Here is an 18138-nt window from a genome sequence, read left to right on the forward strand (position 1 = left end):
ACCGACGGGGAGTGACGTTCTGATGGCCGACGAAGCCAAGCTCCTGGATTACCTCAAGCGCGCCACCAGCGACCTGCGCGACACCCGTCAGCGGTTGCGCGAGATGGAGGAGCGCGACCGTGAGCCGGTCGCGATCATCGGCATGGCCTGCCGCTACCCCGGCGGCGTGGAGACCCCCGAGGATCTGTGGCGCCTGGTCGCCGACGAGCGGGACGGCATCACCGAGTTCCCCGTCGACCGTGGCTGGGACCTGGAGTCGCTCTACCACCCCGACCCCGACCACCCCGGGACGTCGTACACCCACGAGGGTGGCTTCCTGCACGAGGCGGGCCAGTTCGACCCGGCCTTCTTCGGCATCTCACCCCGCGAGGCGATCGCCATGGACCCGCAGCAGCGCCTGCTGCTGGAGACGTCCTGGGAGACCTTCGAACGGGCCGGAATCGACCCCACCCGGTTGCGGGGCAGCCGCACCGGGGTGTTCGCCGGTGTCATGTACCACGACTACGCGGTCAACCTGACCAGCATCCCGGACGACGTCGCCGGCTACCTGGGCACCGGCAACTCCGGCAGCGTCGCCTCCGGGCGGGTCGCGTACACCCTGGGGTTGGAGGGGCCCGCGGTCACCGTGGACACCGCCTGCTCGTCGTCGCTCGTCGCCCTGCACCTGGCCGTCCAGTCGCTCCGTCAGGGTGAGTGCTCCCTCGCCCTGGCCGGCGGCGTCGCCGTGATGGCCACCCCTGTCGTCTTCGTCGACTTCAGCAAGCAGCGGGGACTCTCCACCAACGGGCGGTGCAAGTCGTTCGCCGCCGCCGCCGACGGCACCGGTTGGGCCGAGGGCGCCGGCATGCTGCTCCTGGAACGGCTCTCCGACGCGGTCCGCAACGGTCACCGCGTCCTCGGCGTGGTGCGCGGCACCGCGGTCAACCAGGACGGTGCCAGCAGCGCCCTCACCGCCCCGAACGGCCCGGCCCAGCAACGGGTCATCCGCAGCGCCCTGGCCAACGCCCGGGTTCCCGCCGAGCACGTCGACCTCGTCGAGGCCCACGGCACCGGCACCACCCTGGGCGACCCGATCGAGGCGCAGGCGCTGCTGGCCACCTACGGGCAGGACCGGTCCGCCGACCAGCCGCTGTGGCTCGGGTCGATCAAGTCGAACATCGGGCACACCCAGGCCGCCGCCGGGGTCGCCGGGATCATCAAGATGCTGATGGCGATGCGGCACGGCACCATGCCGCGAACGCTGCACGTGGACGAGCCGACGCCGCAGGTGGACTGGTCGGCGGGCGCCGTGGAACTGCTCACCGAGGCCCGGCCGTGGCCGGACGCCGAGGACCGGCCGCGCCGCGCCGGCGTGTCGTCGTTCGGGGTCTCCGGCACGAACGCGCACGTCATCATCGAGGAACCACCGACCGCCGAGGAGCCACCCCAGAGCGAGACAGTGGCGTCCGCCCCGGTGCCGTGGGTGCTCTCCGCCCGGTCACCGGAGGCGTTACGCGGGCAGGCCGCCCGGCTGATTCCGGTGGACGCCGACCCGGTGGACGTCGGCTTCTCGCTGGTGTCGTCGCGGTCGACGCACGCGCATCGGGCGGTCGTCTTCGGGCGTGACGAGCTGGCGGCGGTCGCCGCCGGTGAGCCCGGCCCGGTCACCGGTTCGGTGGTGCGCGGCAAGACGGCGTTCGTGTTCTCCGGTCAGGGTTCGCAGCGGCAGGGCATGGGCCTGGCTCTGGCCGAGGCCTTCCCGGTGTACGCGGAGGCGTTCGACGCGGTCTGCGTCGAGTTGGACCTTCACCTGGACCGGCCGGTCCGGGAGGTGATCGCCGAGGGCGACGATCTGGATCAGACGGTGTACACGCAGTCGGCGTTGTTCGCCGTCGAGGTCGCGTTGTTCCGTCTGGTCGAGTCGTTCGGTGTCACACCGGACTTCCTGGTGGGGCACTCCATCGGGGAGATCGCCGCCGCGCACGTGGCGGGGGTGTTGTCCCTGGCTGATGCGGCGACGCTGGTCACCGCGCGGGGCCGGTTGATGCAGGCGTTGCCGGCCGGGGGCGTGATGGTCGCGGTGCGGGCAACCGAGGCCGAGGTGCTGCCGCTGTTGACCGACGGGGTGTCCGTCGCGGCGATCAACGGCCCCCGCTCGGTGGTGCTGTCTGGTGCCGCTGACGAGGTGGCGGCCGTGGCTGCGAGTTTCAAGTCGAAGCAGTTGCGGGTCAGTCACGCGTTCCACTCGGTGTTGATGGAGCCGATGCTGGCCGAGTTCGCGTCGGTCGCCGCAACCCTCACCTACGAGGCGCCGCGCATCCCGATCGTGTCCAACCTGACCGGGCAGGTCGCCGAGGCGCAGGACGCCGGCTACTGGGTGCGGCACGTCCGTGAGGCGGTGCGCTTCGCCGATGGCATCACCGCACTGGAAGGCCTCGGTGTCAGCACGTTCGTGGAGATCGGCCCCGACGGCGTCCTCTCCGCGATGGGCGCGGACTGCGTCGGCGACGCGGTGTTCGTACCAGTGCAACGCTCTGACCGCGACCAACCGACCACGCTGCTTGCCGCTCTCGCGCAGGCCTTCGTGCGTGGCGTCGCCGTGGACTGGACGCCCTGCCTGAGCGGCGGGCGTCTCGTCGACCTACCCACCTACGCCTTCCAACGGCAGCAGTACTGGCTCACCTCGCCGCCCACGGAGCGGGTCGAGACGGCCGGCGACCCGGCCGACGGGCACTTCTGGTCGGCGATCGAGCGCCAGGACACCGCGTTCCTCGCCGAAACCCTCGGCCTCGGCTCGGACGAGGACCGCGAAACCCTCGAAACCCTGTTGCCGGCGTTCTCCGCGTGGCGGCGACGCCGGCACACCCACGCGGTGCTCGACACCCTGCGCTACCGGATCGGCTGGGAGCCGTCGACCGGCACAACCCACACCCCGGCGACCGGCCGATGGACCGTGCTGACCAGCGCGGACGTCGACGGCACCACGGCGCTCCTGTCCGCACTCGGCGACGCCACAGTGCTCACCGTGACCCCCGAGCGCACCGCTATCGCCGACCGACTGCGCGCCGCCGGCCCCACCGACGGCATCCTGTCGCTACTCGCCCTGGACCCCGCGCTCGACCCGGCGGCCACCCTCCTGACCGTCGCGCAGGCCTGCGCCGACGCGGGCCTCGAAGCACCACTGTGGGCCGCCACCCGGGGCGCCGTCGCCACCGGCCGCGCGGACCGCCTCGACGCGCCCCGCCAGGCCCTCGCCTGGGGCCTCGGCCGGGTCCTCGGCCTGGAACGCCCCCACCTCTGGGGTGGCCTCGTCGACCTGCCGGAGAAGCTGGACCAGCGCGCCGCCGACCGGGTGGTCGCCGCGCTGCACGGCAGCGGCGAGGACGAGATCGCGGTACGCGGATCCGGCACCTACGTACGCCGGCTGCTGCGTCAACCACACACCGAGGCCGCACCCCGCGACGCGTGGCTGCCGCGCGGCACCGTGCTGATCACCGGCGGAACCGGTGGCCTCGGCGCCAGGGTGGCGAGCTGGGTCGCCGTCCGCGGCGCCGAACACGTCGTCCTGGTCAGCCGCCGCGGTCTCCACGCGCCCGACGCCGACGTGGTGGCCGCCGAGGTGCGACGCCACGGGGCCCGGGTGACGGTCAGCGCCTGCGACGTCGCCGACCCGGACGAGGTGAACCGACTCGTCCAGCACCTACGGGAAGCCGGCGAGCGGATCGACACCGTCGTGCACGCCGCCGGCGTCGACCACCACACCGACCTGGACACCGCCACCGCCGCCGACCTCGACGCCGTCCTGGCCGCCAAGGTCGCCGGCGCGATCAACCTCGACGCCGCGCTCGGCGACGAGCCCCGCACCTTCGTCCTGTTCTCCTCCATCTCCGGTGTCTGGGGCAGCGGCGGGCAGGCCGCGTACTCGGCCGGCAACGCCTTCCTCGACGCGTTCGCCGAGTGGCGTCGCGCCCGTGGTCGCGCGGCCACCTCGATCGCCTGGGGCGTCTGGGCCGGTGCGGGCATGGCCGACGACCCGGAGATCACCGAGCAGCTGCGCAAGCGTGGCCTGCTCACCGTCGACCCGGAACTCGCCCTCTCCGGCCTCCAGTCGGTCCTCGACCGCGACGAGACCAGCGTGACCATCGCCGACGTCGACTGGGACCGCTTCCTTCCGATGTACGCGTCCGCCCGCGTCCGTCCGCTGGTCAGCGCGCTGCCCGACCACATTCGCCTCCAGGCCACCGACTCCACGCCGGCCGCGCCAGCCGCCGGCCGGTACGCCGCGATGAGCGCCGAGGAGCGCTCCCGCGAACTGCTCGACCTGGTGGTCACCAGTGCGGCCGCCGTCCTCGGGCACACCGGCGCCGGTCTGATCGACGCCGACCAACCGTTCAAGGAACTCGGCTTCGACTCGTTGACGGCTGTGGAGTTGCGTAATCGGTTGAATGTGGTGACGGGTCTGCAACTGCCGTCGAGTGTTGTTTTTGATTATCCGTCGGCGGGTGTGTTGGCGGGTTTTCTGGGTTCGTTGTTGGGTGGATTGGAAAGTGTGCCGGCGGCAGCGCCATCTTCGAGTCATCTGGTGGATGAGCCGGTGGCGATTGTGGGTATGGCGTGTCGTTTTCCTGGTGGTGTGGGGTCGCCGGATGAGTTGTGGGATTTTGTGGTGTCGGGTGGGGATGGGGTGGTGGAGTTTCCGTCGGATCGGGGTTGGGATTTGGCGGGTTTGGCCGGTGATGGGGAGTCGTTTGGGACGTCGTATGTGTCTGCTGGTGGGTTTTTGAGGGGTGTTGCGGGTTTTGATGCGTCGTTTTTCGGGGTGTCGCCTCGGGAGGCGTTGGCGATGGATCCGCAGCAGCGGTTGTTGTTGGAGGTGTCGTGGGAGGCGTTGGAGTCGGCGGGGGTTGATCCGCTGGGGTTGCGGGGTTCTCCGGTTGGTGTTTTCACGGGGACGAATGGTCAGGATTATTCGACGTTGTTGTTGGCGGTGCCGCGGGAGGCTGATGGTTTCTTGGGGACTGGTAACGCGGCGAGTGTGTTGTCGGGTCGGGTTTCGTATGTGTTGGGTGTGGAGGGGCCTGCGGTCACTGTGGATACGGCGTGTTCGTCGTCGTTGGTGGCGTTGCATTTGGCGGTGCAGGCGTTGCGCTCAGGTGAGTGTGGTTTGGCGTTGGCGTCTGGTGTGACGGTGATGTCGACGCCGGGGACGTTCATTGAGTTTTCCCGGCAGCGGGGGTTGGCCGGTGATGGCAGGTGTAAGGCTTTCGCTGCGGGGGCGGATGGCACGGCGTGGGGTGAGGGCGTCGGTGTTCTGGTGGTGGAGCGTCTGTCGGATGCGGTGGCCAATGGGCATCGGGTGTTGGCGGTGGTGCGGGGTAGTGCGGTCAATCAGGATGGTGCGTCGAATGGTCTGACCGCGCCGAATGGTCCGTCGCAGCAGCGGGTGATCCGCGCGGCGTTGGGCAGCGCCGGATTGGCCGCGAGTGATGTGGACGTCGTTGAGGCGCATGGCACGGGCACCAAGTTGGGTGATCCGATCGAGGCGCAGGCGTTGTTGGCCACCTATGGGCAGGACCGTGACGGTGGTGAGCCGTTGTGGTTGGGGTCGGTGAAGTCGAACATCGGGCACACCCAGGCCGCCGCCGGCGTCGCCGGTGTGATCAAGATGGTCCAAGCGCTCAAGCACGGCGTGCTCCCGGCGACGATGCACGTGGACGAACCCACCCCGCAGGTCGACTGGACCACCGGTGCGGTGCAGCTGCTGACCGAACCCCGCCCCTGGCAGCCGCAGACCGGCCGGGTCCGGCGTGCTGGGGTGTCGTCGTTCGGATTCTCCGGCACCAACGCCCACCTGATCCTGGAAGAGCCCCCGGTCGTCGAACCCGAGCAACTGGCCGGCGCACCTTCGGTGGTGCCGTGGTTGATCTCCGCGCGCAGCGACGAGGCCCTGCGCGCACAGGCCGCCCGACTCACCCACCACCTCGACGAGCGGCCCGACACCGACCCGGCAGACGTCGGGCGTTCGTTGGCCGCTCGCGCCACCCTCGCCCACCGGGCCGTCGTCCTCGGTACGGATCGGCAGGCCGCGCTGACTGCCCTCGCAGCCGGGACGACCGGTCCCGGACTGGTCACCGGCACCGCGCAGGGTGGGCGTACCGCTTTCGTCTTCTCCGGCCAGGGCTCGCAACGGCCCGGCATGGGCCTGGACCTCTACGCCACGTTCCCGGTGTACGCGGAGGCGTTCGACGCGGTCTGCGCCGAGCTGGACCGTCATCTCGACCGGCCGATCCGGGACGTGATTGCGGACGACGCGAAAGCCCTGGACCAGACGCTCTACACGCAGGCCGCGTTGTTCGCCGTCGAGGTGGCGTTGTTCCGCCTGGTCGAGTCGTTCGGGGTCAGACCGAACTACCTGGTCGGGCACTCGATCGGTGAGATCGCCGCCGCGCACGTCGCCGGGGTCCTGTCCCTGTCCGATGCGGCGACGCTGGTCACCGCCCGGGGTCGCCTGATGCAGGCACTCCCGGCCGGTGGGGTCATGGTCGCCGTGCGGGCCACCGAGGCCGAGGTGCTGCCGTTGCTCACCGGCGGCGTGAGCATCGCGGCGATCAACGGGCCTCGGTCGGTCGTGCTCTCCGGAGTGGCCGACGAGGTGGCGGCTGTCGCGGCGAACTTCGGAAAGTCGAAGCGGCTGCGGGTCAGCCACGCGTTCCACTCGGTGTTGATGGAGCCGATGCTGGCCGAATTCGCGTCGGTAGCGGCAACGCTGACCTACGAGACGCCGCGCATTCCGATCGTGTCGAACGTGACCGGGCAGGTCGCCGAGGCGCAGGACGCCGGCTACTGGGTGCGGCACGTCCGCGAGGCGGTCCGCTTCGCTGACGGCATCACCACACTGGAAGCCCTCGGTGTCAGCACGTTCATCGAGATCGGCCCCGACGGTGTTTTGTCCGCGATGGGGGCGGACTGCGTCAGCGACGCGGTGTTCGTACCAGTGCAACGCTCTGACCGGGACCAGCCGACCACGCTGCTGACCGCCCTCGCGCAGGCCTACGTGCGCGGCGTCGCTGTCGACTGGACGCAGTGCCTGAGCGGCGGGCGGTTGATCGACCTGCCGACCTACGCCTTCCAGCACGAGCGTTACTGGCCGAGCGTTCCGGAGCCGGTCACCGCTGGCGAGCCGGCCGACGCCGAGTTCTGGGCCGCCGTCGAGGACGGCGACCTGGCGCGACTGGGCATCACCGCGGACAGCACCGGTGACCTGCTGCCGGCGCTGGCCGAATGGCGTCGCAAGCGTCAGGACGCCGACGTCGTCGACGGCTGGCGCTACCGGATCACCTGGCGTCCGGTCACCGGTGCCGCCTCCGACACCCTCGACGGCCGCTGGCTGATCGTCGGTGCCGACCCCACCGACGAGAACCTCGCCGGTTTCCTCGCGAGCACACTCGCCGAGGCCGGCGCCGACGTGCTCCACGCCCACGACGCGACCGACCTGACCGACCTCTCCGCACCGATCGCGGGCATCGTCGCCGTGGCCGACTACGGAGCCGACCTGCTCGCCCTGGTCCAGCAGTTCGCCGGTGCGGACGTGACCGCTCCGCTGTGGGTGGTGACGGCCGGTGGGGTGTCGGTGGGGCGTGCGGATGTGGTGTCGCCGGCGGTGTCGGCGGTGTGGGGTCTGGGTCGGGTGGTGGGCCTGGAGATGCCGCATCTGTGGGGTGGTCTGGTCGATGTTCCGTCCGTGTGGGACGCGCGGGTCGGTGCGCGGTTGGTGCGGGTGTTGGCCGGTGGGTTCGGTGCTGAGGATCAGGTCGCGGTGCGGTCCTCGGGTGTGTACGTGCGGCGGTTGACCCGTTCGGCGGTGGTGGCTGGGGAGCAGCCGGGTTGGTCGCCGTCGGGGACGGTGTTGGTGACCGGTGGTACGGGTTCGTTGGGTGGCCGCGTCGCGGTGTGGGCGGCCGAGCGTGGTGCCGAGCACCTGGTGCTGGTGTCTCGGCGCGGCCCGCAGGCCGCCGGAGCTGCCGACGTGGTCGCTGCGGTCGAGGCAGCCGGCGCCCGGGTGACCGTCGCGGCCTGCGACATGGGCGACCGGGATGCGGTGCGAGCCCTGCTCGACGGACTCGACGCTCCGGTCCGGGGCGTGGTGCACGCCGCCGGTGTCGAGCGCTCCGCTCTGCTGACCGAAACCACCCCCGACACGTGGGACGAGGTGTTCAACGGCAAGACCGCCGGCGCGGTGCACCTGGATGAACTGCTGGGCGATGACCTGGATGCGTTCGTGGTGTTCTCGTCGATCTCCGGGGTGTGGGGCAGTGGTGGGCAGGGTGCGTACGCGGCGGCGAACGCGTTCCTGGACGGGTTGATCGCGGCCCGGCGGGCTCGGGGTGTGGTGGGTACGGCGGTGTCGTGGGGTCCGTGGGCTGACGGTGGGATGGTCGCTGCCGCTGGTGATGACGCACAGTTGCGTCGTCGGGGGTTGCCGCCGATGTCGGCGCAGGTGGCGATGGCGGCGTTCGCTCAGGTGGTGGAGTCGGGGGAGCGGGCGGTCACCGTCGCGGATGTGGACTGGGACCGGTTTGGTGCGTCGTTCACGTCGGCGAGGTCGCGTCCGTTGTTGGACGAGGTGTACGCCCCGGTGGAGCAGACGAGCGCGCCGAGCACCTTCCTGGACGGGCTCAGCGCCACCGAACGCGCGAAGCGTCTGGTGGACGTGGTGCGCACCGAGGCGGTGGCGGTGCTCGGGTTGGGCAGCGTCGCCGACATCGGCGTCGACCGCCCCTTCCGCGAACTCGGCTTCGACTCGCTGACCGCAGTCGAACTACGCAACCGACTGGTCACCACGACCGGCCTGCAACTGCCCTCCAGCATCGTCTTCGATTATCCGTCGGCGGGTGTGTTGGCGGGTTTTCTGGGTTCGTTGTTGGGTGGGGTTTCTGGTGTTTCGGAGGTGGTGTCGTCGTCGGTTGTGGTGGATGAGCCGGTGGCGATTGTGGGTATGGCGTGTCGTTTTCCTGGTGGTGTGGGGTCGCCGGATGAGTTGTGGGATTTTGTGGTGTCGGGTGGGGATGGGGTGGTGGAGTTTCCGTCGGATCGGGGTTGGGATTTGGCGGGTTTGGCCGGTGATGGGGAGTCGTTTGGGACGTCGTATGTGTCTGCTGGTGGGTTTTTGAGGGGTGTTGCGGGTTTTGATGCGTCGTTTTTCGGGGTGTCGCCTCGGGAGGCGTTGGCGATGGATCCGCAGCAGCGGTTGTTGTTGGAGGTGTCGTGGGAGGCGTTGGAGTCGGCGGGGGTTGATCCGCTGGGGTTGCGGGGTTCTCCGGTTGGTGTTTTCACGGGGACGAATGGTCAGGATTATTCGACGTTGTTGTTGGCGGTGCCGCGGGAGGCTGATGGTTTCTTGGGGACTGGTAACGCGGCGAGTGTGTTGTCGGGTCGGGTTTCGTATGTGTTGGGTGTGGAGGGGCCTGCGGTCACTGTGGATACGGCGTGTTCGTCGTCGTTGGTGGCGTTGCATTTGGCGGTGCAGGCGTTGCGCTCAGGTGAGTGTGGTTTGGCGTTGGCGTCTGGTGTGACGGTGATGTCGACGCCGGGGACGTTCATTGAGTTTTCGCGGCAGCGGGGGTTGGCCGGTGATGGCAGGTGTAAGGCTTTCGCTGCGGGGGCGGATGGCACGGCGTGGGGTGAGGGCGTCGGTGTTCTGGTGGTGGAGCGTCTGTCGGATGCGGTGGCCAATGGGCATCGGGTGTTGGCGGTGGTGCGGGGTAGTGCGGTCAATCAGGATGGTGCGTCGAATGGTCTGACCGCGCCGAATGGTCCGTCGCAGCAGCGGGTGATCCGCGCGGCGTTGGGCAGCGCCGGATTGGCCGCGAGTGATGTGGACGTCGTTGAGGCGCATGGCACGGGCACCAAGTTGGGTGATCCGATCGAGGCGCAGGCGTTGTTGGCCACCTATGGGCAGGACCGTGACGGTGGTGAGCCGTTGTGGTTGGGGTCGGTGAAGTCGAACATCGGGCACACCCAGGCCGCCGCCGGCGTCGCCGGTGTGATCAAGATGGTCCAAGCGCTCAAGCACGGGGTGCTCCCGGCGACGATGCACGTGGACGAACCCACCCCGCAGGTCGACTGGACCACCGGTGCGGTGCAGCTGCTGACCGAACCCCGCCCCTGGCAGCCGCAGACCGGCCGGGTCCGCCGGGCCGGGGTGTCGTCGTTCGGATTCTCCGGCACCAACGCCCACCTCATCCTCGAAGAACCACCCACCAGCGACGCCGCGACCGACCAGCCGGTCGGTGCGCCGCACCCCATCACGCCGTGGCTCATCTCCGCGCGCAGCGACGACGCCCTACGCGCACAGGCCACCCGACTCACCCACCACCTCGACCAACACCCCACCGCCACGATCGACGTCGGTCACACCCTCGCCGCGCACCGCGCTGCCCTGCCGTACCGGGCCGTGTCGATCGGCGCCGACCACCGTGACGCCCTCGACGCGCTCGCCGCCGGGACCGCCTCGGCCGGTCTGGTCGTCGGTGAGGTCTCCGACGGCAAGCTCGCGTTCGTCTTCTCCGGCCAGGGATCACAGCGCCCGGGCATGGGCCTGGAACTGGCCGAGACCTATCCGGTCTTCGCCGACGCGTTCGACGCGGCCTGCGCCGAACTCGACGTCCACCTGGACCGCCCGCTGCGTGACGTGATCACCGACAACACCGACCTCGACCAGACCCTCTACACCCAGACGGCGCTGTTCGCCTACGAGGTCGCGCTCCACCGCCTGGTCGAGTCGTTCGGCGTCACCCCGGACTACCTGGTCGGGCACTCGATCGGCGAGATCGCCGCCGCGCACATCGCCGGGGTCATGTCCCTGGCCGACGCGGCAACGCTGGTCGCGGCCCGGGGCCGCCTGATGCAGGAACTGCCCGCCGGCGGCGTCATGGTCGCCGTACGGGCCACCGAAGCCGAGGTACGGCCACTGCTGACCGAGGGCGTGGACATCGCCGCGATCAACGGGCCGCACTCGGTCGTGCTGTCCGGCGCCGGCGACGCGGTGGCAGCCGTCGCCGCCCACTTCGAGAAGTCCAAGCGACTGCGGGTCAGCCACGCTTTCCACTCGTCGCTGATGGAACCGATGCTCGACGCGTTCTCCCGAGTGGCCGGCGGGCTGAGCTACCACCCGCCGCGCATCCCGATCGTGTCGAACGTGACCGGGCAGGTCGCCGAGGCGCAGGACGCCGACTACTGGGTGCGGCACGTCCGTGAGGCGGTCCGCTTCGCCGACGGCATCACCACACTGAAAGGCCTCGGCGTCAGCACCTTCGTGGAGATCGGCCCCGACGGAGTCCTCTCCGCCATGGGCGCGGACTGCGTGACCGGGGCGGCGCTCGTACCCCTGCAACGCGCAACCCCCGACCAGGTGACGACCTTCCTCACCGGCCTCGCCCGAGCCTTCGTCCGCGGCGTGCCGGTGGACTGGACGCAGTGCTACCCCGGTGGAAGCCTCGTCGACCTGCCCACCTACGCCTTCCGGCACCGTGACTACTGGCCGAGCGCCACCCTGGCCGACGTCTTCGCCGGGGTCGACGGCGGCGCAACCAGCACCACAGTGCCCGACGCCGACTTCTGGGCCGCCATCGAGGACGGCGACCTGGACCGCCTCGGCATCGCCCCGGACAACGCCAGCGACCTGCTCCCCGCGCTGGCCCAATGGCATCGCAAGCGCCAGGACGCCCAGCTTGTCGACGACCGGCGCTACCGCGTCGAGTGGCGCTCGGCGACCGGAGACGCCGTGGCCGAGCTGACCGGCCCCTGGCTGGTCGTCGGCCCCACCGGCGTCGACACCGGCATCGCCACCACACTGGCCGACGCCGGAGCCGACCTCATCCGCGTCGAACTGGCCCCGACCGCCGACCGGGCAGTCCTCGCCGCCGTCCTCGCCGACCTGCCGGCAGACCTGAGCGGTGTCGTCTCGCTCCTCGCCCTCGACCCCGAGCTCACCGACCCCGCCCACGCCACCCTCGCCCTGGTGCAGGAACTCGTCCGGGCCGACGTGACCGCTCCGCTGTGGGTGGTGACGGCCGGTGGGGTGTCGGTGGGGCGTGCGGATGTGGTGTCGCCGGCGGTGTCGGCGGTGTGGGGACTGGGCCGGGTGGTCGGCCTGGAGATGCTGCACCTGTGGGGTGGCCTGGTCGACGTTCCGTCCGTGTGGGACGCGCGCGTCGGTGCCCGGTTGGTGCGGGTGTTGGCCGGTGGGTTCGGTGCTGAGGATCAGGTCGCGGTGCGGTCCTCGGGTGTGTACGTGCGGCGGTTGACCCGTTCGGCGGTGGTGGCTGGTGAGCAGCCGGGTTGGTCGCCGTCGGGGACGGTGTTGGTGACCGGTGGTACGGGTTCGTTGGGTGGCCGCGTCGCGGTGTGGGCGGCCGAGCGTGGTGCCGAGCACCTGGTGCTGGTGTCACGGCGCGGCCCACAGGCCGAGGGTGCCGCCGACATCGTTGCCGCCGTCGAGGCAGCCGGCGCCCGGGCGACGGTCGTCGCCTGCGACATGGCGGACCGGGACGCGGTCAACGCACTGGTGCAGAGCCTGGACGCCCCGGTACGAGCCGTCGTGCACGCCGCCGGTGTGGAGCGGACGTCGGTGTTGACCGAAATCACTCCGGAGATCTGGGACGAGGTGGTGTCCGGCAAGACCGCCGGCGCGGTGCACCTGGATGAACTGCTTGACGACGACCTCGATGCGTTCGTGGTGTTCTCGTCGATCTCCGGGATCTGGGGCAGTGGTGGTCAGGGTGCGTACGCGGCGGCGAACGCGTTCCTGGACGGGATGATCGCGGCCCGGCGGGCTCGGGGTGTGGTCGGTACGGCGCTGTCGTGGGGTCCGTGGGCCGGCGGTGGCATGGTGACGGCGGCGGGCGATGACGGGCCGTTGCGGCGTCGTGGGTTGCCTCCGATGTCGGCGCAGGTGGCGATGGCGGCGTTCGCTCAGGTGGCGGAGTCGGGGGAGCGGGCGGTCACCGTCGCGGATGTGGACTGGGACCGGTTTGGTGCGTCGTTCACGTCGGCGAGGTCGCGTCCGTTGTTGGACGAGGTGTACGCCCCGGTGGAGCAGACGAGCGCGCCGAGCACCTTCCTGGACGGGTTGAGCGCCACCGAGCGGTCGAGGCGACTGGTGGACGTGGTGCGCACCGAGGCGGTGGCGGTGCTCGGGTTGGGCAGCGTCGCCGACATCGGCGTCGACCGGCCCTTCCGCGAACTCGGCTTCGACTCCCTGACCGCTGTCGAACTCCGCAACCGACTGGTCACCACCACCGGCCTGCAACTGCCCTCCAGCATCGTCTTCGACTACCCGAGCGCCGCCACCCTCGCCGGTCACCTGCACGCACTGCTCGGCGCCGACGACAGCCCCACCCCGCAGACCCGGACGACGACCACGACGTCCGAGCCGATCGCCATCGTCGGCATGGCCTGCCGCTACCCCGGCGGGGTCAGCTCGCCGGAGGACCTGTGGCGACTGGTCGAGACCGGCACCGACGCCGTTTCGGCCCTGCCCGACGACCGTGGCTGGGACCTCGACGCCCTCTACGACGCCGACCCCGACGCGCGCGGCACCTCGTACGCCGCAGCCGGCGGTTTCCTCGACGGCGTCGCCGATTTCGACGCCCGGTTCTTCGGCATCTCGCCCCGCGAAGCGCTCGCCATGGACCCGCAGCAACGCCTGCTGCTGGAGACCTCCTGGGAGGCGGTGGAACGCGCCGGCATCGACCCGACCGCACTGCGCGGCACCCACACCGGTGTCTTCACCGGCACCAACAGCCACGACTACCCGACGCTGCTGATGGCGGCGCCGGACGCGGTGGAGGGCTACCTGGCCACCGGCAACGCCGCCAGCGTCATCTCCGGTCGGGTGTCCTACGCGCTGGGTCTGGAAGGGCCGTCCGTATCGGTGGACACCGCCTGCTCCTCGTCACTGGTCGCACTGCACCTCGCCGCCCAGGCACTGCGGTCCGGCGAGTGCGACCTCGCCCTGGCCGGTGGGGCGATCGTGATGGCCACGCCCGGCACGTTCACCGAGTTCTCCCGCCAGCGTGGCCTGGCCGCCGACGGCCGGTGCAAGTCGTTCGCCGCCGCCGCCGACGGCACCGGCTGGGCCGAGGGCGTCGGCGTCCTGCTGGTGGAGCGGCTCTCCGACGCCCGACGCAACGGTCACCAGGTCCTCGCCCTGGTCCGCGGCAGTGCCATCAACCAGGACGGCGCCTCCAACGGCCTGACCGCGCCGAACGGGCCCGCCCAACAGCGGGTGATCCGGGCGGCGCTCGCGGCCGCCAATCTCACGACCGCCGACGTCGACACCGTCGAGGCGCACGGCACCGGCACCAAGCTGGGCGACCCGATCGAGGCGCAGGCGCTGCTGGCCACCTACGGTCAGGACCGCCCCGCCGACCGGCCGCTCTGGCTGGGGTCGATCAAGTCGAACATCGGCCACTCGCAGGCCGCCGCCGGTGTCGCCGGGATCATCAAGATGGTCGAGGCCATGCGCCACGAGACCCTGCCCCGGACCCTGCACGTCGACGAGCCGACCCCGCACGTGGACTGGTCCGCCGGCGCCGTCGAACTTCTCACCGAACCCCGGCCGTGGCCGGCCGGCGACCGCCCGCGCCGGGCCGCGATCTCCTCGTTCGGCATGTCCGGCACCAACGCCCACGTGATCATCGAGGAGCCGCCGGCCGTAGCCGACGGCGACGAGCCGGCCCCCCGCCGACCGCAGACCGGCATCGTGCCCTGGACGCTCTCCGCGCGTGGCCCCGCCGCGCTGCGCGACCAGGCCGCCCGCCTGTTGATCTGGGCCTCCGGCGAGAACGCCCCGGACCCTGTCGACGTCGGGCACTCGCTTGTCACCACCCGTGCCGCGCTGACCGAACGCCTCGTGGTGCTCAGCCCCCAGCACGCCGACGCCCTGGCGGCGGCAGCCGCCGGTCAGGCGGCGGCCGGTCTGGTGACCGGCGAGACCTCCGACGGCACGCTCGCGTTCGTCTTCTCCGGCCAGGGTTCGCAACGCCCGGGCATGGGCCTGGCCCTGGCCGAGACGTTCCCGGTGTACGCGGAGGCGTTCGACGCGGTCTGCGCCGAGTTGGACCTTCACCTGGACCGGCCGGTCCGGGAGGTGATCGCCGAGGGCGACGATCTGGACCAGACGGTGTACACGCAGTCGGCGTTGTTCGCCGTCGAGGTCGCGTTGTTCCGGCTTGTCGAGTCGTTCGGTGTCGTGCCGGACTACCTGGTGGGGCACTCCATCGGTGAGATCGCCGCCGCGCACGTCGCCGGGGTGCTGTCCCTTCCGGACGCGGCCAGACTGGTCACCGCCCGAGGCCGCCTCATGCAGGCCCTCCCGGCCGGTGGGGTGATGGTCGCGGTACGGGCCACCGAGGCCGAGGTGGTGCCGCTGCTGACCGACCGCGTGTCCGTCGCCGCGATCAACGGCCCCCGGTCGGTGGTGCTGTCCGGTGCTGCCGACGAGGTGACGGCGGTGGCAGCGCACTTCGAGAAGTCGAAGCAGTTGCGGGTCAGTCACGCGTTCCACTCGGTGTTGATGGAGCCGATGCTGGCCGAGTTCGCGTCGGTCGCGGCATCCCTGACCTACGAGTCGCCGCGCATCCCGATCGTGTCCAACCTGACCGGGCAGGTCGCCGAGACCCAGGATGCCGCTTACTGGGTGCGGCACGTCCGCGAGGCGGTCCGGTTCGCCGACGGCATCACCACCCTGGAAGCCCTCGGCGTCAGCACGTTCATCGAGATCGGCCCCGACGGGGTCCTCTCGGCCATGGGCGCGGACTGCGTCACCGACGCGGTGTTCGTACCAGTGCAACGCTCCGACCGGGACCAACCGACCACGCTGCTGACCGCCCTCGCGCAGGCCTACGTGCGCGGCGTCGCCGTCGACTGGACGCCCTGCTACCCCGGCGCGCGACGCGTCGACCTGCCCACCTACTCCTTCCAGCACGAGCGGTACTGGCCCGACACGACGCGGCCCGCCGCACCCGGCCCGCACCCCGCCGACGTCCGCTTCTGGGACGCCGTCGAACGCGCCGACCTCGACCTGATCGCCGGCGACCTCGACAGCGCCGCCCGCGAGGTGCTCGACGCCGCACTGCCGGTCCTCTCCACCTGGCGGCACCGGAGCAAGCAGCACGACACCGTCGGCAACTGGCGGTACCGGGTCACCTGGAAGCCGTTCCCGTCCGACCCCGCGCCGGCCCTCAGCGGCACCTGGCTGCTGGTGTCGCCCACCGACGACACCCGATGGGTCCAGACCGCGCTGGAGGAGCACGGCGCGACGGTCATCACCACGACGGTCGACGACACCACCACCGACCGTGGCGTGCTCACCGACCAGCTCTGGCAGATCGTCTCGGAGACCCCCGACCTGGCCGGTGTCGTCTCCCTCCAGGCCCTGCACGACAGCGACGGAGGTGACCCCGCGCTGTCGACGCTGCGCCTGCTGCAGGCGCTCGGCGACAGCGGCGGCACCGGCGCACCGCTCTGGTGCCTCACCCGAGGCGCCGTCACCGTCGACCGGGACGACCCGCTGCGCCGACCGTCCCAGGCGACCGTCTGGGGCTTCGGGCGGGCCGTCGCACTCGACCACCCCCGACGCTGGGGTGGGCTCGTCGACCTGCCCGAGCAGATCGACGAGCGAACCGCCGGTGACCTGGCCTCCGTGCTCGCCGCCGGCAACGAGGACCAGGTAGCGATCCGGCGTAACGGTCCGCACGGGCGTCGCCTCGTCCGCGTCGCCACCGACACCGACGGCTCCTCCTGGCGGCCCGCCGGCACCGTCCTGATCACCGGCGGTACGGGTGGTCTCGGAGCACACGTCGCCCGCTGGGCCGCCCGGTCCGGCGCGGAACACCTGGTCCTGACCAGCCGGCGCGGAACAGCCGCGCCCGGTGCCGCGGAGCTCTCCGCCGAACTGCAGAGCCTCGGCGCCCGGGTGACCATCGCGCCGGTCGACGTCACCGACCGGTCCGCGGTCGCCGACCTGCTCCTCGACGTACACGCCGGCCCCACACCGCTGCGGGCCGTCGTGCACGCGGCCGGGGTCGACCACCCCACCCCGCTCGACGACTGCACCGCCGAAGAGTTTGCGGCGGTCACCCGCGCCAAGGTGGACGGCGCAGCCCACCTCGACGACCTGCTCGCCGGCCACGAACTGGACGCGTTCGTGCTGTTCTCCTCGATCGCCGGGATTTGGGGCAGCGGCGGGCAGAGCGGTTACGCGGCCGCCAACGCCTACCTGGACGCCCTCGCCGAGCACCGGCGCGCCACCGGGCTCCCCGCCACCGCCGTCTCCTGGGGCCCCTGGTCCGGGGCGGGCATGGCGGACGATCCCGCCGTCGAGGAACGCCTTCGCCGACGCGGTCTGCTGCCACTCGACCCGGAGGCGGCCATCGCGGCCCTCGCCCGGGCGGTCGCCGGAACCGACGCCACCACCACTGTCGCCGACGTCGACTGGGCGAAGTTCACCCCGGCGTACACCATGGCCCGCCGCAGCGGGCTGCTCGCCGACCTGCCGGAGGCCCGCGACGCGCTGGCGGGCGCGGAGGCCGACGGCCCGGCGAGCGGCACCGACACGGTGGCCGCGCTACGCGACCAGCTCATCGCACTGCCGGAGCAGGACCGGGAAAAGCACCTGCTCGACCTGGTACGCACCGCCGCGGCGACGGTGCTCGGCCACTCCTCGGTCGACAGCATCCCGCCGACGCGGGCGTTCCGGGAACTCGGCTTCGACTCCCTCGCCGCTGTCGAGGTCCGCAACCACCTGAGCCGGGAGACCGGCCTCAAACTGCCCGCCACGCTGGTCTTCGATCGGCCCACCGCGACAGTGCTCGCGCGGTACCTCAAGAACGAGCTCCTGCCCGACACCGGGACGGTCCTGCCCACCGCTGCCGAACTCGACCGGCTCGAACTGGCGCTGACCAGCCGCGACGTCGACGACAGCGGACGAGCCCGCATCGTCCTGCGCCTGCAGAGCCTGCTGGCGAAGCTGAACACCGGCGGGGCCGACACCGACGGCGTCCCGGACGCCCTCGCCGACGCCTCCGACGACGAGTTGTTTGACCTGGTCGACAACGACCTCGGTCTGTAACGCCGGACCCCCTTCCCCCGCCGGCC

General features: G+C 71.1%; 1 protein-coding gene. It reads left to right on the forward strand.

From position 1 onward, the window contains the following. The first annotated feature begins 22 nt into the window (after window positions 1-22). Window positions 23-18112, forward strand: coding sequence for a type I polyketide synthase (locus tag O7631_RS19230; RefSeq protein ID WP_278145477.1), 18090 nt, complete (start codon window positions 23-25; stop codon window positions 18110-18112). Window positions 18113-18138: the final 26 nt, after the last annotated feature.

It is taken from the genome of Micromonospora sp. WMMD967 (genome assembly GCF_029626165.1).
Lineage (GTDB): Bacteria > Actinomycetota > Actinomycetes > Mycobacteriales > Micromonosporaceae > Micromonospora > Micromonospora taraxaci.

Excerpts from the sequence above, each read along its gene's own strand:
- O7631_RS19230 (WP_278145477.1), top strand. The coding sequence starts at position 23 with ATGGCCGACGAAGCCAAGCTCCTGGATTACCTCAAGCGCGCCACCAGC.